The sequence below is a fragment of the Pasteurella canis genome (assembly GCF_900454865.1).
GTDB classification, from domain to species: domain Bacteria; phylum Pseudomonadota; class Gammaproteobacteria; order Enterobacterales; family Pasteurellaceae; genus Pasteurella; species Pasteurella canis.
Window position 1 is genome coordinate 1,979,135 of sequence record NZ_UGTV01000015.1, and the last position, 22,734, is coordinate 2,001,868.

Consider the following 22,734-nt stretch of genomic DNA (forward strand, 5'->3'; position numbering starts at 1 on the left):
GAAAAAGCCTTTTTATAAATGCCAAAAATATGCAAAAATAAGTAGACTAACTTTTAATCGTATTGTTATTAGTTATTTAAAATAATATGAAAAGCAAGGCTTATATATAAATGAAAACAACAGCAGAAATTAGACAATCTTTTCTTGATTTTTTCCAGACTAAAGGTCATCAAATTGTAGCAAGTAGCTCACTTGTTCCTGATAATGATCCGACTTTATTATTCACTAATGCAGGAATGAATCAATTTAAAGACGTTTTTTTGGGGATGGATAAACGTCCTTATTCTCGAGCAACAACTGCGCAGCGTTGTGTCCGTGCCGGTGGTAAGCATAATGACTTAGAAAATGTAGGCTATACCGCACGTCATCACACTTTTTTTGAAATGCTCGGTAATTTTAGTTTTGGCGATTATTTCAAAAAAGATGCCATTCATTTTGGTTGGGAATTTCTGACTTCACCACGTTGGTTAGGGTTACCTAAAGAGAAATTATGGGTAACAGTTTATGCAACTGATGATGAAGCTTATGATATTTGGAATAAAGAAGTAGGTGTACCCGCTGAGAGAATCGTACGTATTGGTGATAATAAAGGTGCACCATATGCTTCTGATAACTTTTGGGCGATGGGCGATACAGGTCCTTGTGGTCCTTGTACAGAGATTTTTTATGACCATGGTGATCATATTTGGGGGGGACCACCAGGCTCCCCAGAAGAGGATGGTGATCGCTATATCGAAATTTGGAATATTGTTTTTATGCAGTTTAATCGCCATTCTGATGGTACAATGGAAGCGTTACCAAAACCTTCCGTTGATACTGGAATGGGATTAGAGCGGATTAGTGCGGTATTGCAACACGTTAATTCAAACTATGAAATTGATATTTTCCAAAAATTAATTGCTAAAGTGTCGGAATTAACTGGCGAAAAAGATTTAAATAATAAATCATTACGTGTAATTGCAGATCATATTCGTTCATGCGCGTACTTAATTGCAGATGGTGTTATTCCATCAAATGAAGGTCGTGGTTATGTATTACGCCGTATTATTCGCCGTGCTGTTCGTCATGGTAATTTATTAGGTGCTAAGGAAGCATTTTTCTATAAATTAGTACCAACATTAATTGATGTGATGGCTGAAGCAGGTGTTGAAGTCAGAGAAAAACAAGCTAATGTTGAAAAATTATTGCGTTTAGAAGAAGAACAATTCGCTCGTACTTTAGAACGTGGTTTAACATTGTTAGATGAGGCTTTAGCTAATGTACAAGATGGAGTACTTTCTGGTGAAGTGGCATTTAAATTATACGACACCTATGGTTTCCCATTAGATCTCACTGCAGATGTCTGTCGTGAACGCAATATCACGATTGATGAGGCAGGTTTTGATCGTGAAATGGAAGCACAACGTTTGCGTGCACAATCGGCAAGCCAATTTGGTATGGATTACAATAATGTCATTCGCGTTGAAGGTACGACAACTTTTGAAGGCTATACTGAATCTGAATCTCTGGCAAAAGTGACCGCACTTTTTGCTGAAGGTAAGCCTGTCGATCGTATTGAAGCAGGGCAGAGTGCTGTAGTTATTTTGGAAAATACGCCATTCTATGCTGAATCGGGTGGCCAAATTGGTGATAGTGGTCGATTAGTAGGACAAGGTTTCACATTTGATGTAAAAGATACACAAAAATATGGGCAAGTTTTTGGTCATATTGGTGAATTAATGAGTGGTAGTTTAGCTATTGGCCAATCTGTTCATGCTGTAGTTGATGTGGTTCGTCGTGATCAAACTTCACTAAACCATTCGGCAACTCATTTATTACATGCTGCACTACGTCAAGTATTGGGAACTCATGTTGTTCAAAAAGGTTCGCTTGTTTCAGATGTTGCACTACGTTTTGATTTTGCACATCCAGAAGCAATCACGAAAGAACAATTAGTTGAGATTGAGCGTATTGTGAATCAACAAGTTCGAGCCAACCATATCATTCAAACAGAGCTAATGGAACTGGAAGCAGCGAAAGCAAAAGGTGCAATGGCATTATTTGGTGAGAAATATGCTGATCAAGTACGTGTTTTGACAATGGGCGATTTTTCCATTGAACTTTGTGGTGGTATTCACGCTAAACGCACGGGTGATATTGGTTTATTTAAAATTATCACGGAAACTGCGATTGCGGCAGGGATTCGGCGTATTGAAGCTATTACTGGTGAAAATGCGATTTCTTGGCTGCACCAGCAGCAAGCATTGCTTACACAAAGTGCAGATTTATTGAAATCAGATGTTAATTCTATTTTAGAAAAAATTCAGCAGCTACAAGATAAGTCGAAAAAATCTGAAAAAGAATTACAAGTCTTGAAAGAAAAAGCCGCAATGCAGGCTGGCTCTGATTTGATTAAAAATGCAGTTGAAATAAACAATGTTTCTGTCATTATTCAGAAACTTGATGGTGTTGAAGCCAAATCGCTACGTGTTATGGTTGACGATTTGAAAAATCAACTTGGCTCAGCAGTTATTGTTTTTGCCTCAGTCGTTGATGGGAAGGTAAATTTAATTGCGGGTGTGACAAATGATTTAACTGGCAAAGTAAAAGCAGGCGAGTTAGTCAATGTGTTAGCACAACAAGTTGGCGGTAAGGGTGGTGGTCGTCCTGATATGGCGATGGCTGGTGGTACACAAGTTGATAATGTAGATCAAGCATTATCTGTTGGTGCAGAATGGCTAAAAGCGAACTTGTAGTATAACACTTTCACTTTTTATTATTTTGTATATGGAGTGCAAAATAAAAAAAGTGAGTGGTTTCGATATTTAAGATAGGGATGTTGTAAGCAAACAGGAATTTTGCATAAACTATAAAAAGGTGAGGAGTTCATATGCTAATCTTAACCCGTAAAGTTGGCGAAAGCTTACTCATCGGCGATGATATTTCTATCACGATTCTAAATATACGAGGAAATCAAGTAAAAATTGGAATCAAGGCCCCTAAAGACGTTTCTGTTCATAGAGAAGAGATTTACCAACGTATTAAACAGGCATTAGATGAACCTCAACAGCCTGAATGAGCAGATATTTAATTATTTGAGATAAATTTTTAAATATTTGATAGGGACGATGAAAATATTAAAGTCCCAAAATCATTGTTGTTGGGAAGTTTTTTGAGTGATTAGATTGAGCGTTTGTTGTTTTATACAAATTTAGATGGCTCAAAGCCGATGAAAATATATAGTAATAATGTCCATGCGTTTTGATAACGTTTCAACTAGGCAAATGTTACTATAATAAAAGGAAGAAGAATGAAAGCGATTATCCCCGTTGCAGGTTTAGGCACTCGTATGCTGCCTGCTACAAAAGCGATTCCAAAAGAAATGCTCACATTGGTGGATAAACCATTAATTCAATATGTCGTTAATGAATGTGTTGCAGCAGGCATGAAAGAAATTGTGTTAGTTACACACTCTTCTAAAAATGCTATTGAAAACCATTTTGATACATCATTTGAATTAGAAACTATGCTTGAGAAACGTGTTAAACGTCAACTTTTAGATGAGGTTCGCTCAATTTGTCCAAAAGATGTGACGATTATGCATGTACGTCAAGGTAATGCAAAAGGATTGGGTCATGCTGTTTTGTGTGGTCGTCCAGTTGTTGGTAACGAACCGTTTGCCGTGATTTTACCTGACGTTCTATTGGCTGATTTTTCCGCTGATCAAAAACGTGAAAATTTAGCAGCAATGGTGAAACGCTTTGAGGAGACACAAGTCAGTCAAATTATGGTCTCGCCAGTTGCTGAGAAAGATGTAAGCAGCTATGGTATTGTTGATTGTGGTAATGTTACTCTGATGGGGGGGGACAGTGCTAAAATCAATAATATTATAGAAAAACCTAGTATTGAAAAGGCGCCTTCTAATTTAGCTGTAGTTGGGCGCTATGTGTTTTCAGCCACAATTTGGGACTTACTTGAGAAAACACCTATTGGTGTTGGTGATGAGATTCAATTAACTGATGCAATTGACATGTTAATTGAGAGAGAAACGGTTGAGGCATTCCATATGACTGGTAAGACATTTGATTGTGGTGATAAAATAGGCTATATGCAAGCATTTGTTGAATATGGTTTACAGCATGAAAAACTAGGTCAGCCCTTTAAGGCATATTTAAAACAGTTAGTTAAATCGCTTTAATATTCGATTATTTATTCTTTTAGGCATCTTTTGGATGCCTTTTTTATACTTCAGATATCTAGCTGTCTTAACGGCTAGATTGTGATTTTCGCTATTTTTTATTAAAATACCCCATAATTATTAAGTATATTGATAAGGTAAACAGAATGGCAAATTGGGATGGTAAATATATTAGTCCTTATGCAGAGCATGGGAAGAAGAGTGAGCAAGTTAAAAAAATTACTGTATCAATACCAATTAAAGTATTAGAGATTTTAACTAACGAGCGTACACGTCGCCAGATTCGTAATTTACGTCATGCAACGAATAGTGAGCTACTTTGCGAAGCATTTTTGCATGCGTTTACTGGACAACCATTACCAACAGACGAAGATTTATTAAAAGAGCGTCATGACGAAATTCCTGAAGAGGCTAAAAAAGTGATGCGTGAGTTGGGAATTGATCCAGAAAGTTGGGAATATTAAGTTGAATAAAAAAGTGCAGTTGAAATTTTTAATATTTCAACCGCACTTGTTATTTGTTTAATTAAGCTTGATCGCCAATTAAGACAGATTCTAATGCAATTTCAATCATGTCGTTGAAAGTTAATTGACGTTCTTCAGCGGAAGTTTGTTCATGAGTACGGATGTGATCTGAAACAGTACAAATGGTTAATGCTTTTGCACCGAATTCTGCTGCGACACCATAGATACCTGCTGCTTCCATTTCAACACCTAAAATACCGTATTTTTCCATCACATCAAACATTTCAACATCTGGTGTGTAGAAGAGATCAGCTGAGAACAAGTTACCAACACGTACATTTACGCCTTTTGCTTTTGCTGCTTCTACTGCTGCCATCGTCATATCAAAATCTGCGATTGCTGCAAAATCATGATCTTTAAAGCGGATACGGTTAACTTTTGAATCAGTACATGCACCAACACCAATAACAACATCACGTAATTTCACATCCATGCGTACAGCACCACAAGAGCCGACACGGATAATTTTTTTCACACCATATTCTGTAATTAACTCTTTTGTATAGATAGAGCAAGATGGAATACCCATACCATGTCCCATCACAGAAATTTTACGACCTTTATAAGTTCCTGTGTAACCTAACATATTACGTACGTTAGTCACTTCTTTTACATCTTGTAAGAAAGTTTCAGCAATATATTTAGCACGTAGTGGATCACCTGGCATTAAAACAACATCTGCAAATGCGCCTGCTGGAGCGTTAATATGTGGAGTCATAATATTTCCTCTTATGTTAAGTTGATGATAGCAATTTAACTGCTTATCGGGGTAGAACGAAAGTCGTTCTTTAGTTTATTTTCACAAAGAGTTAGCTTTATTGCTGTTGGATTGATAGAAAGCTAACCTGTTTATGCTTGAGCAAGGAGGCGTATTTATATTATGCAAACGTTTCCGTTGCCCTAATATGACAACACCACGAGCAAAGTCGTGGTGTTTCAATATATTGGTTAAATCATACCGCACTTTTTAACTTAATGCGACACCGCCTAAGCCAATAAATAAACCTGCGATTGTTGCACTCATTAAGTTTGCTAATGAGCCAGCAATTACTGCTTTGATACCTAAGCGAGCAATATCACCACGACGATTTGGCGCTAATGCACCTAAGCCACCGATTAAGATTGCGATTGAGCTGAAGTTAGCGAAACCACAAAGTGCGAAAGTGATAATAGCTTGAGTTTTATCAGTTAATTGGACCATATTAGCATTTACAGCCGCATCTTTTAAGTAGGCTGTAAAGTCTAAGTAACCAACGAATTCATTCACAGCTAATTTAGTACCGATCATACGACCAGCGATTTCAGCTTGGTTCCAATCTACACCAATTACCCAAGCAAGTGGTTTGAAGATCCAGCCTAAGATTAAACCAAGTGATAATTCTGGCATATTGAACCAGCCACCGATTCCACCAAGGATACCGTTGATTAAGGCAATTAATGCTACGAAAGCAATTAACATTGCCCCTACGTTGAGGGCTAAATTCATCCCTGATGATGCGCCACCTGCTGCTGCATCAAGTACGTTAGCTGGTTTTTCTAAATCAACTTTTTCTAAATCATCATTGAATTTTTCAGTTTGCGGATAAAGAATTTTTGCAAATAATAAACCTGCTGGTGCTGCCATAAATGAAGCCGCGATTAAATAAGGTAATGGTACGCCCATACCTGCATAACCTGCCATCACAGAGCCTGCAATTGAGGCTAAGCCACCACACATAATTGCAAATAATTCAGATTCAGTCATTTTGCTGATGTAAGGTTTTACCACTAATGGCGCTTCTGTTTGACCAACGAAAATGTTTGCTGCAGCAGACATAGATTCTGATCTTGATGTGCCTAATAAAGTTTGTAAGCCACCGCCAATGATTTTAATAATCCATTGCATTATACCGATATAGTATAAAACAGAGATTAAAGCAGAGAAGAAAACAATGATTGGTAACACGCGTAAAGCGAAAACGAAACCACCACCGCCAAATACTTCAAACATTTTATCGCTGACTAAGCCTCCAAATAAGAAGCCAATACCTTCGTTACCATAAGAGATTACTTTACTGATACCATCAGAAAGCCAAAGTAATGCATCACGACCAACAGGCACATATAAAATTAATGCACCAATTGCAATTTGAATACCCAATGCACCAAATACAGTGCGTAAATTGATGGCTTTGCGATTATTAGAAAGTAAGAACGCGATAGCTAATAATACAGCAATACCGAGAATACTGATTAATGTACTCATAATTGTAAAGTCCTTTACTAAGTTAGAATAAAAAAGAATGGTTGGTAATTTTACTGCGTTTTGGATTAAAAAGCTTGTGTTATTGGAGCATAAATCGACAAAGTAACTTAAATTTTCATCAAAGTGTGATATGGCTCTCAATTTATAGTGGAATAAGATATGCCTGAAGATTATTGGGATAATTTTCCTTTTTTATTATTATAAAGGTGATTATAGATTATCTGATTGTATTTTTATGCGAGAAAAGAGTCATATTTTACCTCAAATGCCTTGGACGGCTTCATCATTCTGGGCATTTGAACCCAAATCATGTGCTGTATTGATATTATCATTAGCCGCTTTTGGTATTGGTGAGGGATTAGTCCTGCTTTCTGATCTAGGGTCTGCACCTTGGACAGTGCTATCACAGGGTGTGTCATTAAAGCTAGGATTTAGTGTCGGATGGGCATCTTTCATAATTAGTTGTATCGTGATGTTGTTATGGCTACCTCTTAAGCTTCGTCTCGGTTTAGGCACGCTATTGAATGTTGTTGTTATAGCATTATTTTTGGGATTAACTACTGAATTTATACCAAAACCGACCGCACTTTTGGCACGTTATACTTATATTATTGTGGGTATCTTATTAATTGGGATTGGCTCTGCTTTCTATTTAACTTGCCATCAAGGCGCAGGACCAAGAGACGGTTTAATGGTTGGATTGTGCCAGCGCTTTCATTTAAGAGTAGGTATTGTGCGAACTTTCATAGAAATAGCTGTTTGTTCACTCGGTTTCCTATTGGGTGGCACTCTTGGTATTGGCACAATTTTATTTGCTATTTCAATTGGTTGGGTTGTTCAATTTATTCTTACTCGTTTATTTGCCACCCCAAGCTTGCATAATGAACGGAATAGCTTGGGATAATACATTTTGTATTGAAATTAAACTTAGATCCATTTGGTCAGCTTTATTTTGTGTTTGTGGAGAAAATGCAAGATGTTTTTTTGGTTCATTGATAGGTTGCCAGCGTAATGGTGTGGCAGAACGGCGGCTTGGATAAAACCCAATAGTGGCTATATTGAGTGCTGCACTTAAATGCAAAGGGCCTGTTGAACCCGCAATAAAAAGATCCGCACAAGCCAATGAACAAGCAAAATCAACTAAACCATGATTTTTATCATAAATGACAGTGCGTGCATCATTGATTAATTGAGCAAGTTCATGTGCTTTTTCACTTTCATTAGGTCCTGCAGTTAAGATGATATGGCAATCAAATTGTTGTAGGAGTCCTACAATTAATTCAGCATATTGTGCGAGAGACAAATTAGTGGCTGATCCACCAGAACCACTGTGTACAAAAATCCATTTTTTGTTTAAATCTAGCTGGAGTTGTTGTACTAGCATACTTTTTTGTTGCTGTATTCTGCTTGGTTCAAAAGTTAAATAAGGCGGTTTTGGCTCAATGATTGCCTGTCCCGTTTTTTGTAAAAAAGCCCGAGCCAGATCTAAATTATATTCAAACTCAGGCTTTATTGATTTTGAGCGGCGTTGTGTGACTCGATGATTGTATAAAAATTGAATCAGTTTAGTCGCAGGCGCTAAACGGAATGGGATTTTAGCTTTCCAAACTAATAGTGCATTATATTTATCAGAAAAAAAGTTAATTGCGGCATCAAATTTTTGCTCTTTTACTGCTTGTAATGTAGCGAGTTGAGCAGATTTCTCGGCGTTTTTACCTGAATCAATGATGACATCATCTAAATAAGGACAAATACGTGCTAGATCAGCTGTGTATTGAGGAACAAGAGCGGTCAATTTTAATGTAGGATTAGATTGCTTTAACATAGCAAAGGCTGGCCAAGCCAACATAAAATCGCCTAACTTATCATTACGCACGACTAACACTTTTTGCATTTTTTCTTCTCAACGTTTATTCAATTAGATAATGAAATATTTTAACTTGTTTAATTATAAAATTTAATCAAAAAATTGCTTTCTTATTATTGTATTGAATTAAGGGATGAAGGTGCTTATTTCTTGCTTTTTTTAGAAAAAAGAGTATGATCCACAGGCTTTTTGTCTATATATACAGAGAAAAAAGTAAGTTTAACTCTCAAGATAACTTCGATAATTGAGAGTTTTCTTTTTGTAATCAAACATTTAGAGGAAGGTTATGGTAACCATTCGTTTATCTCGTGGCGGAGCTAAAAAACGCCCATTCTATCAAATCGTTGTCGCAGATAGCCGTTCACCACGTGACGGTCGCTTTATTGAGCGCGTAGGCTTTTTCAATCCATTAGCAACAGGTAATGCTGAGCGTTTACGTTTAGATTTAGATCGTGTCAATACATGGTTAGAAAAAGGTGCATCTTTATCAGATCGCGTTTCTGCTTTAGTAAAAGAAGCTAAAAAAGCAGCGTAATTTGTTCTAATTTATTAGTAACAGTAGAACGAGATAGGTGATGAATATGCAACAACAAAGAATTGAAGTAGTTGGCAAATTAGGTTCAACTTATGGTATTCGAGGTTGGTTACGTATTTATTCATCAACAGAACATGCTGAAAGCATTTTTGATTACCAACCTTGGTTTTTAAAGATTAAAGGGCAATGGCAACCAACAGAATTAGAAAGCTGGCGCTATCACAATAATGACTTGATCGTGAAGTTAAAAAACATAGATGATCGTGAAGTCGCTCAAACCTTAGCAAATATTGAAATCGGCGTGGATTTAGCAGTTTTTCCAACGCTTGAAGAAGGAGATTACTATTGGCATGATTTAATCGGCTGTAGTGTAGTGAATCTGGAGGGCTATGTGATGGGTACTGTGACAGAAATGATGGAAACAGGTTCTAACGATGTATTAGTTGTACGAGCAAATGCCAAAGATGCTTTTGGGAAACAAGAACGGTTAATTCCGTTTTTGTATGAACAAGTAGTTAAAAGAGTTGATCTCACCACAAAGACTATTGAAGTGGATTGGGACGCTGGTTTCTAACCTCAGGTACGCTGTTTAGCTTGAGCTGTTGCATTTTGATATATAAGGATAACTTATGTTAATTGGGATTATTAGTCTATTCCCCGAAATGTTTCAAGCAATTACAGAATTTGGCGTAACAGGTAGAGCTGTTAAACAAAATCTCTTACAAGTACAATGTTGGAATCCAAGGGATTTCACGCATGATAAACATAAGACTGTGGACGACCGCCCTTATGGTGGTGGTCCTGGTATGTTAATGATGGTACAACCGCTACGCGATGCAATTAAAGCTGCGAAAACGGAAGTAGGAGAAGAAGCGAAAGTGATTTATCTTTCGCCACAAGGACGCAGACTTGATCAGGCTGGAGTAAAAATTCTCGCAGAAAATCAAAAAATGATTTTATTGTGTGGGCGTTATGAAGGCATTGATGAACGACTGATTGAAACAGAAGTTGATGAAGAGTGGTCTGTTGGGGATTATGTGCTCACAGGTGGTGAATTGCCAGCAATGACATTAATTGATGCTGTTGCAAGATTTATCCCTGGTGTGCTTGGTAAACAAGCCTCCGCAGAAGAAGATTCTTTTGCAGAAGGTTTATTAGATTGCCCACATTATACTCGTCCTGAAATATTAGATGGCTTGTCTGTTCCACCCGTGCTGATGTCGGGAAATCATGAGCAAATTCGTCAATGGCGATTAAAAAAATCCCTTGAGCGAACATGGTTACGACGCCCTGAGCTATTAGAAAGCCTAGCTCTGACTGACGAACAACGTAAACTGTTGATGCAAGTTAAAGCAGAACACAGTTAAATATCAGTTCAATCTAGGATTAAAAGGTTAATTATTATGAGTAACATCATTAAACAACTTGAACAAGAACAATTAAAACAAAATTTACCAAGCTTCCGCCCTGGTGATACTTTAGAAGTTAAAGTATGGGTTGTTGAAGGTAGCAAACGTCGTTTGCAAGCATTCGAAGGCGTGGTTATTGCAATTCGTAACCGTGGCTTGCATTCAGCATTTACGTTACGTAAAATTTCTAACGGTGTTGGAGTTGAGCGTGTATTCCAAACACATTCTCCTATCGTTGATAGTATTACAGTAAAACGTAAAGGTGCAGTACGTAAAGCGAAACTTTACTACTTACGTGAGCGTTCAGGTAAATCTGCACGTATTAAAGAACGTTTGGGCGACTAATTCGCTCATGGAAAGGCTTGGGATACCAAGCCTTTTTTCTTTGCTTATTCATAAAAAAGTGCGGTTTATTTTATAAAATTTTTTCTTAATCGTTTAATAATATCACTTTAACATATTAAGGTAATAGTTTGAGCTGATTATGAGAAAGTCATTAGCATCACATTCAATTCTTTTTACTTTGCCTGATTTTAGCTGAAAAACATTTCATCATTTTATTTTGTGATCCCCATCAATAAACTATTATTTTTTAATTCCTAAATTAATTTTAAACACGCATACTACGTCTGAGATTTTTTATGGTCGAATATGATTGCTATTAAAAAATCCTGTTGATGAGTGCTTAAAATATAAGAAGGTAAACTGTGTGTTCATAGCGTTAGTGGGGTGTATCATTTAACGAAGAAGCATTGTGTTTATATATGAAAGATAATGACACAAAACTTTTAAGAGTTTATTTATAAACCTGAAAGTAAAAGCACAGACATATATTTTAACTGATAGATTGATTCTTTTTTGTAGGCTAATGTCAATTTAATCATTGTTACTCTCTATTTAATATTTTATTTCTGAGGATAAGATTATGGAAGAATTAAAGGCAGTTATTGCGCTTGCTGGTATTATCATAGCAGTCTATTTATTAATAAAAAAATATGAAACGCGCACTGTATTAATCGGTGTAGGATTATTGATGTCTATTGCAACACTTAACCCAATGGGGGCACTCGATGCTTTTGCTAAAAGTATGACATCAAGTGGTTTGATCATGGCAATTTGTTCGAGTATGGGTTTCGCGTATGTGATGAAATATACTCAATGTGATACACACTTAGTGCATTTATTAACAAAGCCATTAAGTGGGTTAAAGTTTTTCTTAATTCCTATTGCCACGATTATTACATTCTTTATCAATATTGCTATTCCTTCTGCAGCAGGTTGTGCAGCAGCAGTAGGCGCCACACTCATTCCTGTGTTAAAAAGCTCAGGCGTACGTCCAGCAACAGCAGGGGCTGCAATCTTGGCTGGGACTTTTGGATCTATGATGAGTCCAGGATCTTCTCACTCAGCAATGTTAAGTGAAATGTCAGGTTTAACAGTAACACAAGTTAACTTATCTCATGCACCTTATACTATGATTGCAGGTACAATCGGAGCAGTGATGCTAACGATTTTAGCGATTGCTTTCAAAGATTATGGTGAAGAACATCGTCAAGCTTATTTAGCTGAAAATAAAGAAAATGAGCAAAATGCAGAAGGTATGAAAGTGAATATACTTTATGCATTAGCCCCATTAGTGCCTTTGGTGATTTTAGTCATTGGTGGTACTTCTTTACAAAAAGTACCTGGTTTAGAGTGGACTAAAATGGGTGTGCCACAAGCAATGTTGATTGGTTCATTATATGCGGTGCTTATGACACGTATTTCACCAGTAAAAATTACTAACGAATTTTTTAATGGTATGGGTAATTCTTATGCCAATGTATTAGGTATTATCATTGCGGCAAGTGTTTTTGTTGCAGGTCTAAAATCAACAGGTGCAATTGATACTGCGATTGAGTTTCTCAAACATTCAAATGAATTTGTTCGTTGGGGGGCGACAATTGGACCATTCTTAATGGGAATTGTGACAGGATCGGGTGATGCTGCGGCAATTGCTTTCAATACCGCTGTTACACCACATGCTGTCGAATTAGGCTATACTCATGTGAATCTAGGGATGGCAGCGGCAATTTCAGGTGCAATTGGACGTACAGCTTCTCCGATTGCAGGAGTCACAATTGTATGTGCTGGTCTAGCGATGGTTAGTCCTGTTGAGATGGTGAAACGTACCGCACCAGGGATGGTTTTAGCAATATTATTCTTAGCCTTGTTTATGTTGTAAGTATAAAGAGGAGAAGCTTAATGAGTATAAAACTTGAGCCGCTTGTTGAATGGCGCCGTGAATTTCATCGTTTTCCTGAAATTGGTTGGTCTGAGTTTTGGACAACTAGTCGTATTGCAGATTATCTTGAAGAAATGGGCTTTGAGATCTTACTGGGTGATAAGATTATTAATCCTGAGTTTGTACGTGGTCGTCAGCAAGCTGTTGTAGAAAAAGGGTTAGAAAAAGCCATAGCTTATGGTGCAAAACAAAAATGGCTTGATCAAATGGATGGTTATACTGGTTGTGTAGCCATATTAGATACAGGTAGAGCAGGTAAAACAGTTGCATTGCGCTTTGATATTGATTGTGTCAATGTGACAGAGACGCCAGATGCGCAACATGTCCCTAACCAATATGGCTTTGCTTCCCTCAATGAGGGTTTTATGCATGCTTGTGGGCATGATGCACATATTACAATCGGTTTAGGTACGGCTAAATGGCTGTCAGAAAATAAAGATAAGCTCAGTGGTAAAGTAAAAATTGTCTTCCAGCCTGCAGAAGAGGGTGTGCGTGGTGCTGCGGCAATTGCAGCAAGTGGCGTGATTGATGATGCAGATTATTTTGTTAGTTCACATATTAGTTTTTGTGCTGATACAGGAACTGTTATTTCTAACCCTAAAAACTTTTTATCAACTACAAAAATTGATATTCGTTATCAAGGTAAACCTGCCCATGCTGGTGCAGCACCACATTTAGGGCGTAATGCTCTGTTAGCTGCGGCACACGCAGTAACTCAACTGCATGGTATCTCTCGTCATGGCGATGGAATGACCCGTATTAATGTTGGTGTCCTTAAAGCTGGCGAGGGACGAAATGTGATTCCTGCAACAGCACAGATTCAATTAGAAGTACGTGGTGAAAATAAAGCTATCAATGAATATATGGTTGAACAAGTCATGCAGATTGCTAAAGGGGTAGCAGCCAGTTTTGATGTGACTTATGAAACTGAGATCATGGGTGAAGCGGTTGATATGGTGAATGATGAGGAGTTGATTCAGCTTGTGGAAAAAATTGCTTTACAGCAAGCCGATATTAAACAAGTTAACTCAGATTACGCCTTTAATGCGAGTGAGGATGCGACAATTTTAGGACGTCGTGTACAAGAACATGGTGGAAAAGCAATTTATTTTATTCTTGGCGCAGATCGTACAGCAGGTCACCATCAAGCAGAGTTTGACTTTGATGAAACACAATTGTTAACAGGCGTCAATATCTATACCGCGTTACTGCAACATTTACTTGCTTAACTTTCATTTAAACTGAGTATTAACCAAAAAATAGCTGTTGAGATAACAGCTATTTTTATTTTAGTCTTCAATATTCTCCGTTAAAAAGCCCCCACTTTGGTGTGCCCACAATTTAGCATAAAGTCCATTTTGTTCGAGCAATTCATTATGGGTACCTTGTTCGACAATTTGACCTTTGTCTAGTACGATCAAACGATCCATTGCAGCAATAGTAGAGAGACGATGCGCAATAGCAATAACAGTTTTATTTTCCATCATTTTATCTAAGCTTTCTTGAATAGCCGCTTCTACTTCTGAATCTAATGCACTCGTTGCTTCATCTAATAATAAAATAGGTGCATCTTTTAGCATCACGCGAGCAATCGCGATACGTTGACGTTGTCCACCAGATAATTTTACACCTCGTTCACCAACATGAGCATCATAACCTGTACGACCTTTAGCATCACTTAACTGGGGAATGAAATCAGCCGCCTCTGCACGTTGTGCTGCATGAATCATTTCTTCTTCAGTTGCATTTGGTCGTCCATAAATAATATTGTCACGTACAGAACGATGAAGCAATGATGTGTCTTGGGTAACTAAACCAATCTGACTACGTAAACTTTCTTGTAATACTTCACAAATATTTTGCCCATCAATCGTAATTTTTCCTTCTTGTACCTCATAAAAACGGAGAAGCAAATTTACGATTGTTGATTTACCTGCACCAGATCGCCCAATTAGACCGATTTTCTCGCCAGGTTTAATGGTTAAGTTGAAATTTTTCAGTAATGGTTTATCAGGTGAATAAGCAAAGTTTACGTTACTAAATTGAATTTTGCCTTGATGAATGTGAATTGGTTTAGCATCAACTTTATCAATAATAGTGTGTGGTTTAGTGAGTGTTTCCATACCATCATTGACGGTACCGATATTTTCAAATAAGCGTGCAGATTCCCACATGATCCAATGTGATAAGCCATTGACGCGTAACGCCATGGCAACTGCAGTAGCAATGGCACCAACCCCGACACTGCCTTGTTGCCATAAAATAATACCTAAAATTGCAGTGCCTAATGTGAGACTAATATTAGCAGTGTAGGTGAGAATATCTAATGAGGTACCTAAGCGCATTTGTGCATGTACAGTTAGCATAAACTCTTCCATCGATCGCTTGGCATAACTGGCCTCTCGTGCTCCATGAGAGAATAATTTTACTGTTGCGATATTGGAATAAGCATCTGTAATACGTCCTGTCATTAAAGAACGTGCATCAGCTTGACGCTCGGCGGTTTTGGCAAGTTTAGGAATTAAAATACGTAAAATAGTTGCAAAGATAGCAATCCACAAAATAAAAGGGAGTAGCAGCCAATTATCAAGAGTGGCCAATACAACACCTGAGGTAATAAAATAAACCGCGACATAAACAACCATATCAGCTAAAGTCATTACAGTATCTCGTACTGCCAGTGCGGTTTGCATCACTTTTGCTGATACTCTCCCAGCAAATTCGTCTTGATAGAAAGTGAGGCTTTGCCCAAGCATTAAGCGATGGAAATTCCAACGTAAGCGCATTGGAAATACGCCTTGTAAGGTTTGTAGCCTAACAGCAGAGGTCACAAATGCCCATAAGATACTAAATAGTAATAATGCAGCCATTGCAGTGAGTAAATGGCCTTTATTTTGCCAAAGTGTAGTTGGTGTATATTCATTTAACCAATCGACTAAAATTCCCATAAAGTGAAAGACAACGCCTTCGACAATCCCAATCCCAATGTTGAGAAAAGCAAGTAAGAATATCCAACCTTTCATGCCTTCTAGGCTTGACCAAATAAAATGAACCAATCCTTTTTTTGGTGTTTTAGGTGTGTCAGATGGGTAAGGATTTAAACGATTTTCAAACCATGAATAAATTTTATCAAACATCATTATCCCTTTATTTTTGTGTGAACTGTGCGTATCTTAAACTTGATAAAAACAGACCGCACTTTAAAACAAGTTAAGTGCTTTCATTTGAGTGACTACATCAGCGACTTGAATTTGTGCCATCAAGTTTTTACCGCTAAGCTTTGTTGCCCATGGTAGTTCTGTTGAGGGCTTGCCAAACTCTTTTTGTGCATTTTGTTCATACACAGAAACGACATTAGCTAAGTTATAGTAAGGTCCCGTTCTTTGTGGGTTATGATAAGCATATAAACCAATTACATCAGTGCCTTGTGTTGTTGCTAAGTGAGCTGGACCAGAATCAGGTGCAATAACTAAATCCACTAAGCTAATTAATGCTGCTAACTGTTTTAGATTGGTTTTTCCCGATAGATCAACTGGTTGAAATTTACATAATGCAATGATTTTTTGAGTCATTTCAATCTCTCGTTTGGCTGGTGAAGAGCAAAAAATAACTTGCACATCATGTTGATTAGCAATATTTGCAATCTGGGCATAGCGCTCAACTAACCAATCTTTTTCTGCTTTACTAGAACAAGGCGAAATCAACAGCTTTTTTCTTATGGGATCAAGATATTGTTTCACAATTTGCTTATCTTGTTCGCTGATTTGTAGATGCCATTGTGGTTGTTCAATTGGGATACCTAGATAGCTGACAAATGCCATAAAACCATCTAGGACATGTGCAGTTTCTGGGTCAGTAATTTGACGATTAGTGAAAAATTGCTGCCCTTCTCTTACTCTTTTTTTGCCAAAGCCAATTTTATAAGTGGCTTTTATCCCTAAGGATATTAGTGATGCACGAAGTGCAGTTTGCATATTGAGTAATGCATCAAAATGCCGAGTTTTGAGTTGTTGCCATAGTGTAAATACACCTTTCCAGCCCGTTTTTTTATCATAAACGACTAATTCAACATTTGCGATCCCTGATAATAATTGAGCTTCTGTTTTACCGACGATCCAAGTGATTTTGGTGTTTGGCCAATAACGTTGAATTTGTTGTACTGCAGCAAGCGCATGACACACATCACCAATTGCAGATAAGCGAAGAATGCAGAGTGATTGAGGAGGAGAGCTAAAAAGAGCCATAAATAGTCCGTACAAATAAATCTTGTGTGAATTTTAACTATTTTAAAGTAGAATGTGACTATTCGCTATCTCTGATTTAAACCTATGGCAATATGCTTGAATTTAAACATAAAAATACTTTTTTTCTCTTTAATTTTAAACAGCCTAAACCCGATCAAGAATCTTTTTTTCAGGCACACTTTTGGAAAAAACAAGACCGTATAATAGGGTCAGCAAAAGGACGTGGTACGACTTGGTTTTTAAAAACAGATGATATCTTAGGGGTGAATACGGCACTACGTCATTATTATCGAGGTGGTCTCTGGGGAAAACTGAATCGTGATCGTTATCGCTTTTCGACACTTTCTACGGCACGTAGTTTTGCTGAATTTAACTTATTAAAACAATTACATGAAGCAGGGCTTGCTGTACCAAAACCGATTGGTGCGCGTGTTGAAAAAATTGCGCTAGGCTTTTATCGTGCGGATTTACTCACAGAAAAAATTGAGAATGCAGAAGATTTGACTGTTTATCTACAACATTCTACATTGGCTAGTAAAAATTGGCAGAAAATTGGTCAATTGATTCGGCAGTTACATAATTTACAAGTCTGTCACAGCGATTTAAATGCACATAATATTTTAATTCAACATGTTGCGGATGACTGTAAATTTTGGCTATTAGATTTTGATAAAAGTGGTCATCAATTAGGGGAGAGTTGGAAAACTGAGAATTTACAGCGTTTACAACGTTCTTTTATGAAAGAAGTAGAACGTCTTGGCATACAATTTACAGAGCAAAATTGGCAAGATTTGTTACAAGGCTATTACACATAAGGACATCTAAGATGTCCTTATGTGGTTTAAAAGTGCGGTCAGTTTTTTCGATTGTTTAGAGCATGAAACACTACTTCTGGCACTAATTTACTGACATCGCCATGGTGTAAATGGATTTCGCGGACCATCGTGGATGATACATAGGACCAGCGTTCTGAGGGTGGGAAAAATAAGCTCTCAACACCCTCTGTTAATAAGCGATTTAAATGTGCCAATTGCAGTTCATAATCAAAATCACTTGCACTGCGTACGCCACGAATAATGGCTGTAATTTGCCTTTCTTTTACTACATCAGCGAGTAAATCTAAGAAACCAACTACTTCTACATTAGACAAGTGCGCTACAGCTTGTTTGACTAATTTAACACGCGTTTCTAAATCAAATAAAGGGCGTTTATTTGGATTAGACGCAACTGCCACGAGTACATTTGGAAATAAACGTGCCGTGCGCTGAATGATGTCAAGATGGCCATTTGTAATCGGATCAAATGTACCAGGATAAATAACTGTTATCATAATTACTGACTTAAATAAGGTGCTAATAAATCTAATAAGCGTTGTAATGCGCCACGATTTTCAATTAAAACTTCATAACCTGCATTCCCGTAACGTGAACGCAACTCTGGAGAGTCCAAAAACTTTTCTACTGCATTCGTGATCGCCTTTGTGTTTTCATTTACTTCAAGTGCGCCTTGTACTTGAAGTAATTTAGTAAAGACCTCAGGGAAGTTAAACGTATACTTTCCACTCAGCACGGGCAGTTTAAATGCTAAAGGCTCTAATGGATTATGACCACCATGTTTGACTAAGCTACCACCAACTAGCGCAATATCTGAAATACCATAGAGTAACATTAACTCGCCCATTGTATCACCAAGTACGACTTGAGTTGTGGTTTCTGGCGCAATATTTGCACTACGACGTATATAACGAAATTTATGTTTCTCGATTAATTCCGCTACCGTATTAAAACGCTCTGGGTGGCGAGGGACGAGAATAAGCAATAAATCAGGATATTTGTTTAATAACAAACGATGACTTTCTAAAATCAACTCTTCCTCACCTTCATGAGTACTTGCTGCAATCCATACGGGGCGATCTTTTGCCCATGCTGTTTTGAGTATATTGATCTTCTGTAATAAATCACCATTAGTACTCAAATCATATTTAATATTGCCCGTGCATTTTAAACGGTCTGGATTATAACCTAGATCTAAATAACGTTTGCCACTGACATTATCTTGTGCCGCAATGAGGCTAATATTATTAAAAACAGGATGTAATGATTGTTTAAACCAGCCATAGCGTTTTGCTGAACGAGCAGATAAACGTGCATTTGCAATAATGAATGGAATATCACGTTTTTTAAGTTGTGCAATTAAGTTTGGCCAAATTTCAGTTTCAATCACAATACAGACTTTGGGCTGAATAAAATTAATAAATCTGTTGACGGCATCAGGTAAATCGTAAGGTAAATACACATGAGAAACTGTTTCTGTAAAAGCAGCCTTAACGCGATCTGACCCCGTTGGTGTGACGGTTGTCACTGTCATAGGCAAATCAGGATATTGTAATTGAATCTGCTTAATTAATGGTGTGGCAGCAATGACCTCACCTACCGACGCAGCATGAATAACAATACCATTCGGCTTTGGCGGTGTTAATCCACAGTAAAACCCGTAACGTTCATTGAGTCGTCTGCGATAATTCGGTGCTTTTACACTCCGTCCAAACATAAACACAATGACGATAGGTTGGATAAGGTATAATAAAATTGTGTAGAAAAAACGCAACATAGAATAAATATTGGGTTATGTTAAAATGTCTCACTCATTATTTAGTATAAACGTTTGCACTTAATACATAAAGGATAAAAGTATGCCAACACTTAGCGTTGCGATGATTGTTAAAAATGAAGCTGAGCATTTAGCACAATGCTTAGATACAGTTAAAGATTGGGTTGATGAAATTATTATTTTAGACTCAGGTAGCACTGATAATACACAAGAAATCGCATTAAGCTATGGAGCAAAATTCTATCAAAATATCAATTGGCCAGGATTTGGTAAACAGCGTCAATTAGCACAACAATATGTTACTAGCGATTATGTATTATGGTTAGATGCTGATGAGCGTGTAACTCCAGAACTACGTCAGTCTATTTTACATGCTGTACAAAAAAATGCAGATAATATTGTGTATAAAATTCCACGCCTAAGTGAAGTGTTTGGGCGTAAGATACGCCATTCGGGCTGGTACCCAGATTTTGTATTACGTTTATATCCAACTGCATTGACACAATATAATGATGAACCTGTGCATGAAAAAGTTATTCTACCTACACATGCAACAGTAGAAAAACTGACAGGGGATTTAGAACATTACACTTATAAAGATATGCATCATTATTTGGTCAAATCTGCGAGTTATGCCAAAGCATGGGCAGAAAAACGTGAGAAGGCAGGTAAAAAAGGCAGCTTAGTGTCTGCTTTTACGCATGCAGTTGGATGTTTTTTCAAAATGTATATTATTAAAGCAGGGTTTCTTGACGGCAAACAAGGATTCTTACTCGCTATCCTTTCCACTCATTCCACTTTTGTCAAATATGCTGACTTGTGGGTGCGAACACAGACGAAACGATAAAATAGTCTAAAAGTAAAAATTTTTTATTTGAATTAGTATAAATATAATATGTAACAAAATTGAGAAGATCGTTGTGTTAGTCAACTTTTGTAAGTTGAACGTACTATTTTGAATAGAGACAGAACGGCGAGTTTAATTTATTCATTATATTTGTCGACTCAATTATTAGCTTTATTTTATTATGTAATAAGTCACTGAACTAGGAAGTTACTTAGTATCCACGTTTAAGATATAAGTATTTAAAAACATTACTTATATTGTTTAGATTTTGATTAAAAATTTAAGGATGATTTATGATTAAATCTCAAACACTTTGGGACGTGAATTTTGCCGAATTGTATAGAAATCACTATCAACTTTCCTCAAGAGAACCAAAAACGGCACAAGATTGGGATCGTAAAGCAGAGAAAATGCATCAATCCGAATACGATTTACATAATGAATATGTGCGAGCGTTTGTGAGCCGAATGGATTTGAGTAACGCGGACACTTTATTAGATGTGGGCTGCGGTGGTGGTGCGATTTCTCTTGCCGTTGCTTCACATTTTAAAAAAGTGTATGGCTTAGATTACAGTGAAGGAATGTTGTCCGTTTTACAACAACGCGCGCAGAATTTAGGGTTGGATAACGTGCAGCCTATTCGCAAATCTTGGGAAGAGAATTGGGACGATGTGCCAGAATGTGATATCTGTGTGTCATCACGTTCTTCAATGGTGGCTGATTTAGATAAAGCATTGGATAAGCTGAATGCCAAAGCAAGAAAAGCAGTTTATATGACGATGATTGTCGAAAAAGACTTTATCGCACGCGACATTTTGCAATATATTGGCAGAGATTCGGTGGGATTCCCGAATTATATGTATGCGCTGAATTTGTTACATCAAAAAGGCTATTACGCTTCTGTGGATTTTATTACTGCTGAATGCAGTTTAATTAAGCCTGAAAAAATCGATGAGCACAGTTTTATCCAATCAGTACAGTGGTCGATTGGCGAGTTAACCGAACAAGAAATGGCAAAACTCAAAGACTATTACGCCAAACACCCAAATATCACTTCTGCACGTGGAGATTTTAAAACTTGGGCGTTTGTGAGTTGGAAAAAATAGAAAAACAGACCGCACTTTAGGTAATAAAAAAGCAGATCATTTGATCTGCTTTTTGTTTTAAGAGATTAAATTAGTTTTTTGCTTTTGCAGCTGCTTTTACGATCACGGCAAATGCTGGTGCTTTTAATGATGCGCCACCAACTAATGCACCGTCGATGTCTGGTTGAGTGAATAACTCAGCCGCATTTGCATCATTTACAGAACCACCATATTGGATAATAACTTGTTCTGCGACGGCTTGATCTTTCTTCGCAATGTGGCTACGGATAAAGGCGTGAACTGCTTGTGCTTGCGCTGGAGTGGCTGATTTACCAGTACCGATTGCCCAAATGGGTTCGTATGCGATTACTGCACCGTTAAATGCTTCAGCGCCTAATGTATTCAACACTGCATCAATTTGACGTGCGCACACTTCTTCTGTTTTGCCTGCTTCGTTTTCCGCTTCGCTTTCACCGATACATAATACTGGCACTAAACCTGCTTGTTTTAATGCCGCGAATTTTTTCGCGATAAACTCATCGCTTTCTTTATGATAGGTTCGACGCTCAGAGTGACCGATAATGATATATTTCGCACTAAAATCTTTTAACATTTCGGTTGAAATATCACCTGTAAATGCACCTTGTACGTTTACATCGACGTTTTGTGAGCCTAGTGCAATTGTACTGCCAGTCAACGCTGCCTCGGCTTCAGCTAAATACATGACAGGTGGTGCAATTGCGACATCACAACCTTTAACATCCGATAATTCTGTTTTTAAGTCTTCAATTAATTCTTTTGTGAATGCTTTGCTACCGTTTAATTTCCAGTTACCCATAACTAAAGGACGACGAGCCATAATTTTTCTCCGTATTAAATTAATAAAAAATGACCGCACTACTATATC

22 protein-coding genes are annotated in these 22,734 nt (G+C 37.4%); 14 read left to right on the forward strand and 8 right to left on the reverse strand.

The window, feature by feature from the left end; translation table 11 throughout:
• Nucleotides 1-110: 110 nt before the first annotated feature.
• The 4 genes from alaS to metJ all read left to right on the forward strand — a co-directional run bounded on the left by alaS (nt 111) and on the right by metJ (nt 4,641).
• A complete protein-coding gene (alaS, locus tag DYE19_RS09920; RefSeq protein WP_115323432.1) occupies nt 111-2,735 on the forward strand; it encodes an alanine--tRNA ligase in 2,625 nt (874 codons plus the stop codon).
• A gap of 134 nt (nt 2,736-2,869) precedes the next feature.
• Entirely contained in the window at nt 2,870-3,058 is a 189-nt protein-coding gene (csrA, locus tag DYE19_RS09925; RefSeq protein WP_049214812.1) for a carbon storage regulator CsrA, read from the forward strand.
• 231 nt (nt 3,059-3,289) lie between these two features.
• On the forward strand, nt 3,290-4,177 hold the full coding sequence (galU, locus tag DYE19_RS09930; RefSeq protein ID WP_115323433.1) for a UTP--glucose-1-phosphate uridylyltransferase GalU: 888 nt from the start codon (nt 3,290-3,292) through the stop codon (nt 4,175-4,177).
• Between the two features lie 146 nt (nt 4,178-4,323).
• Nucleotides 4,324-4,641, forward strand: coding sequence for a met regulon transcriptional regulator MetJ (gene metJ / locus DYE19_RS09935; protein WP_049214814.1), 318 nt, complete (start codon nt 4,324-4,326; stop codon nt 4,639-4,641).
• Between the two features lie 61 nt (nt 4,642-4,702).
• Here metJ and deoD read toward each other — a convergent pair whose 3' ends face one another.
• Both deoD and DYE19_RS09945 read right to left on the reverse strand, forming a co-directional pair.
• Nucleotides 4,703-5,419 carry a purine-nucleoside phosphorylase gene (gene deoD / locus DYE19_RS09940; RefSeq protein WP_049214815.1) on the reverse strand — a complete coding sequence of 239 codons (717 nt, stop codon included), beginning with the start codon at nt 5,417-5,419 and terminating at the stop codon, nt 4,703-4,705.
• 249 nt (nt 5,420-5,668) lie between these two features.
• Nucleotides 5,669-6,946, reverse strand: a complete 1,278-nt coding sequence (locus DYE19_RS09945) for a NupC/NupG family nucleoside CNT transporter (protein WP_115323434.1) — start codon at nt 6,944-6,946, stop codon at nt 5,669-5,671.
• Between the two features lie 235 nt (nt 6,947-7,181).
• Between DYE19_RS09945 and yczE the strand changes: the two genes are divergently transcribed.
• Nucleotides 7,182-7,850 carry a membrane protein YczE gene (gene yczE / locus DYE19_RS09950; protein WP_115323435.1) on the forward strand — a complete coding sequence of 223 codons (669 nt, stop codon included), beginning with the start codon at nt 7,182-7,184 and terminating at the stop codon, nt 7,848-7,850.
• Here the strand turns inward: yczE and DYE19_RS09955 are convergent.
• On the reverse strand, nt 7,803-8,840 hold the full coding sequence (locus DYE19_RS09955) for a glycosyltransferase family 9 protein (protein WP_115323436.1): 1,038 nt from the start codon (nt 8,838-8,840) through the stop codon (nt 7,803-7,805). The genes yczE and DYE19_RS09955 overlap by 48 nt on opposite strands.
• 259 nt (nt 8,841-9,099) lie before the next feature.
• Here DYE19_RS09955 and rpsP point away from each other — a divergent pair, with 259 nt between their 5' ends.
• From rpsP to DYE19_RS09985, 6 genes are all read left to right on the forward strand, one after another.
• The gene (rpsP, locus tag DYE19_RS09960; RefSeq protein ID WP_049214819.1) at nt 9,100-9,348 is read left to right on the forward strand and encodes a 30S ribosomal protein S16; all 249 of its coding nucleotides are present in this window, start codon (nt 9,100-9,102) and stop codon (nt 9,346-9,348) included.
• A 46-nt stretch (nt 9,349-9,394) separates the two neighbouring features.
• Nucleotides 9,395-9,922 carry a ribosome maturation factor RimM gene (gene rimM / locus DYE19_RS09965; protein ID WP_049214820.1) on the forward strand — a complete coding sequence of 176 codons (528 nt, stop codon included), beginning with the start codon at nt 9,395-9,397 and terminating at the stop codon, nt 9,920-9,922.
• Nucleotides 9,923-9,977: 55 nt separating this feature from the next.
• Nucleotides 9,978-10,715 (forward strand): tRNA (guanosine(37)-N1)-methyltransferase TrmD, encoded by a 738-nt coding sequence (trmD, locus tag DYE19_RS09970; protein WP_115323437.1) that lies wholly within the window; start codon nt 9,978-9,980, stop codon nt 10,713-10,715.
• Nucleotides 10,716-10,751: 36 nt separating this feature from the next.
• Nucleotides 10,752-11,102: a 50S ribosomal protein L19 gene (gene rplS, locus DYE19_RS09975; protein ID WP_049214822.1), complete on the forward strand. Its 351-nt coding sequence runs from the start codon at nt 10,752-10,754 to the stop codon at nt 11,100-11,102.
• 580 nt (nt 11,103-11,682) lie between these two features.
• Nucleotides 11,683-12,981, forward strand: a complete 1,299-nt coding sequence (gene dcuC / locus DYE19_RS09980) for a C4-dicarboxylate transporter DcuC (RefSeq protein WP_115323438.1) — start codon at nt 11,683-11,685, stop codon at nt 12,979-12,981.
• Nucleotides 12,982-13,001: 20 nt separating this feature from the next.
• Nucleotides 13,002-14,270, forward strand: coding sequence for a M20 family metallo-hydrolase (locus DYE19_RS09985; RefSeq protein WP_115323439.1), 1,269 nt, complete (start codon nt 13,002-13,004; stop codon nt 14,268-14,270).
• A gap of 60 nt (nt 14,271-14,330) precedes the next feature.
• Here DYE19_RS09985 and DYE19_RS09990 read toward each other — a convergent pair whose 3' ends face one another.
• Both DYE19_RS09990 and DYE19_RS09995 read right to left on the reverse strand, forming a co-directional pair.
• Nucleotides 14,331-16,178 (reverse strand): ABC transporter ATP-binding protein, encoded by a 1,848-nt coding sequence (locus DYE19_RS09990; protein WP_115323440.1) that lies wholly within the window; start codon nt 16,176-16,178, stop codon nt 14,331-14,333.
• Between the two features lie 63 nt (nt 16,179-16,241).
• Nucleotides 16,242-17,285, reverse strand: coding sequence for a glycosyltransferase family 9 protein (locus DYE19_RS09995; protein ID WP_115323441.1), 1,044 nt, complete (start codon nt 17,283-17,285; stop codon nt 16,242-16,244).
• A gap of 92 nt (nt 17,286-17,377) precedes the next feature.
• On the opposite strand from DYE19_RS09995, the gene DYE19_RS10000 reads away from it, so the two are divergent.
• A complete protein-coding gene (locus DYE19_RS10000; protein ID WP_115323442.1) occupies nt 17,378-18,100 on the forward strand; it encodes a 3-deoxy-D-manno-octulosonic acid kinase in 723 nt (240 codons plus the stop codon).
• A gap of 38 nt (nt 18,101-18,138) precedes the next feature.
• Here the strand turns inward: DYE19_RS10000 and coaD are convergent, their stop codons facing one another.
• Nucleotides 18,139-18,615, reverse strand: coding sequence for a pantetheine-phosphate adenylyltransferase (gene coaD, locus DYE19_RS10005; RefSeq protein ID WP_115323443.1), 477 nt, complete (start codon nt 18,613-18,615; stop codon nt 18,139-18,141).
• 2 nt (nt 18,616-18,617) lie between these two features.
• Nucleotides 18,618-19,895: a lipid IV(A) 3-deoxy-D-manno-octulosonic acid transferase gene (waaA, locus tag DYE19_RS10010; RefSeq protein WP_115323444.1), complete on the reverse strand. Its 1,278-nt coding sequence runs from the start codon at nt 19,893-19,895 to the stop codon at nt 18,618-18,620.
• A gap of 82 nt (nt 19,896-19,977) precedes the next feature.
• Between waaA and DYE19_RS10015 the strand changes: the two genes are divergently transcribed.
• Nucleotides 19,978-20,742, forward strand: a complete 765-nt coding sequence (locus DYE19_RS10015) for a glycosyltransferase family 2 protein (protein WP_115323445.1) — start codon at nt 19,978-19,980, stop codon at nt 20,740-20,742.
• A 293-nt stretch (nt 20,743-21,035) separates the two neighbouring features.
• Nucleotides 21,036-21,848, forward strand: coding sequence for a class I SAM-dependent methyltransferase (locus DYE19_RS10020; protein ID WP_115322262.1), 813 nt, complete (start codon nt 21,036-21,038; stop codon nt 21,846-21,848).
• 70 nt (nt 21,849-21,918) lie between these two features.
• Here the strand turns inward: DYE19_RS10020 and tpiA are convergent, their stop codons facing one another.
• A complete protein-coding gene (gene tpiA / locus DYE19_RS10025) occupies nt 21,919-22,686 on the reverse strand; it encodes a triose-phosphate isomerase (RefSeq protein WP_115322261.1) in 768 nt (255 codons plus the stop codon).
• Nucleotides 22,687-22,734: the final 48 nt, after the last annotated feature.

Excerpts from the sequence above, each read along its gene's own strand:
- alaS (WP_115323432.1), top strand. The coding sequence starts at position 111 with ATGAAAACAACAGCAGAAATTAGACAATCTTTTCTTGATTTTTTCCAG.
- csrA (WP_049214812.1), top strand. The coding sequence starts at position 2,870 with ATGCTAATCTTAACCCGTAAAGTTGGCGAAAGCTTACTCATCGGCGAT.
- galU (WP_115323433.1), top strand. The coding sequence starts at position 3,290 with ATGAAAGCGATTATCCCCGTTGCAGGTTTAGGCACTCGTATGCTGCCT.
- metJ (WP_049214814.1), top strand. The coding sequence starts at position 4,324 with ATGGCAAATTGGGATGGTAAATATATTAGTCCTTATGCAGAGCATGGG.
- deoD (WP_049214815.1), bottom strand. The coding sequence starts at position 5,419 with ATGACTCCACATATTAACGCTCCAGCAGGCGCATTTGCAGATGTTGTT.
- DYE19_RS09945 (WP_115323434.1), bottom strand. The coding sequence starts at position 6,946 with ATGAGTACATTAATCAGTATTCTCGGTATTGCTGTATTATTAGCTATC.
- yczE (WP_115323435.1), top strand. The coding sequence starts at position 7,182 with ATGCGAGAAAAGAGTCATATTTTACCTCAAATGCCTTGGACGGCTTCA.
- DYE19_RS09955 (WP_115323436.1), bottom strand. The coding sequence starts at position 8,840 with ATGCAAAAAGTGTTAGTCGTGCGTAATGATAAGTTAGGCGATTTTATG.
- rpsP (WP_049214819.1), top strand. The coding sequence starts at position 9,100 with ATGGTAACCATTCGTTTATCTCGTGGCGGAGCTAAAAAACGCCCATTC.
- rimM (WP_049214820.1), top strand. The coding sequence starts at position 9,395 with ATGCAACAACAAAGAATTGAAGTAGTTGGCAAATTAGGTTCAACTTAT.
- trmD (WP_115323437.1), top strand. The coding sequence starts at position 9,978 with ATGTTAATTGGGATTATTAGTCTATTCCCCGAAATGTTTCAAGCAATT.
- rplS (WP_049214822.1), top strand. The coding sequence starts at position 10,752 with ATGAGTAACATCATTAAACAACTTGAACAAGAACAATTAAAACAAAAT.
- dcuC (WP_115323438.1), top strand. The coding sequence starts at position 11,683 with ATGGAAGAATTAAAGGCAGTTATTGCGCTTGCTGGTATTATCATAGCA.
- DYE19_RS09985 (WP_115323439.1), top strand. The coding sequence starts at position 13,002 with ATGAGTATAAAACTTGAGCCGCTTGTTGAATGGCGCCGTGAATTTCAT.
- DYE19_RS09990 (WP_115323440.1), bottom strand. The coding sequence starts at position 16,178 with ATGTTTGATAAAATTTATTCATGGTTTGAAAATCGTTTAAATCCTTAC.
- DYE19_RS09995 (WP_115323441.1), bottom strand. The coding sequence starts at position 17,285 with ATGGCTCTTTTTAGCTCTCCTCCTCAATCACTCTGCATTCTTCGCTTA.
- DYE19_RS10000 (WP_115323442.1), top strand. The coding sequence starts at position 17,378 with ATGCTTGAATTTAAACATAAAAATACTTTTTTTCTCTTTAATTTTAAA.
- coaD (WP_115323443.1), bottom strand. The coding sequence starts at position 18,615 with ATGATAACAGTTATTTATCCTGGTACATTTGATCCGATTACAAATGGC.
- waaA (WP_115323444.1), bottom strand. The coding sequence starts at position 19,895 with ATGTTGCGTTTTTTCTACACAATTTTATTATACCTTATCCAACCTATC.
- DYE19_RS10015 (WP_115323445.1), top strand. The coding sequence starts at position 19,978 with ATGCCAACACTTAGCGTTGCGATGATTGTTAAAAATGAAGCTGAGCAT.
- DYE19_RS10020 (WP_115322262.1), top strand. The coding sequence starts at position 21,036 with ATGATTAAATCTCAAACACTTTGGGACGTGAATTTTGCCGAATTGTAT.
- tpiA (WP_115322261.1), bottom strand. The coding sequence starts at position 22,686 with ATGGCTCGTCGTCCTTTAGTTATGGGTAACTGGAAATTAAACGGTAGC.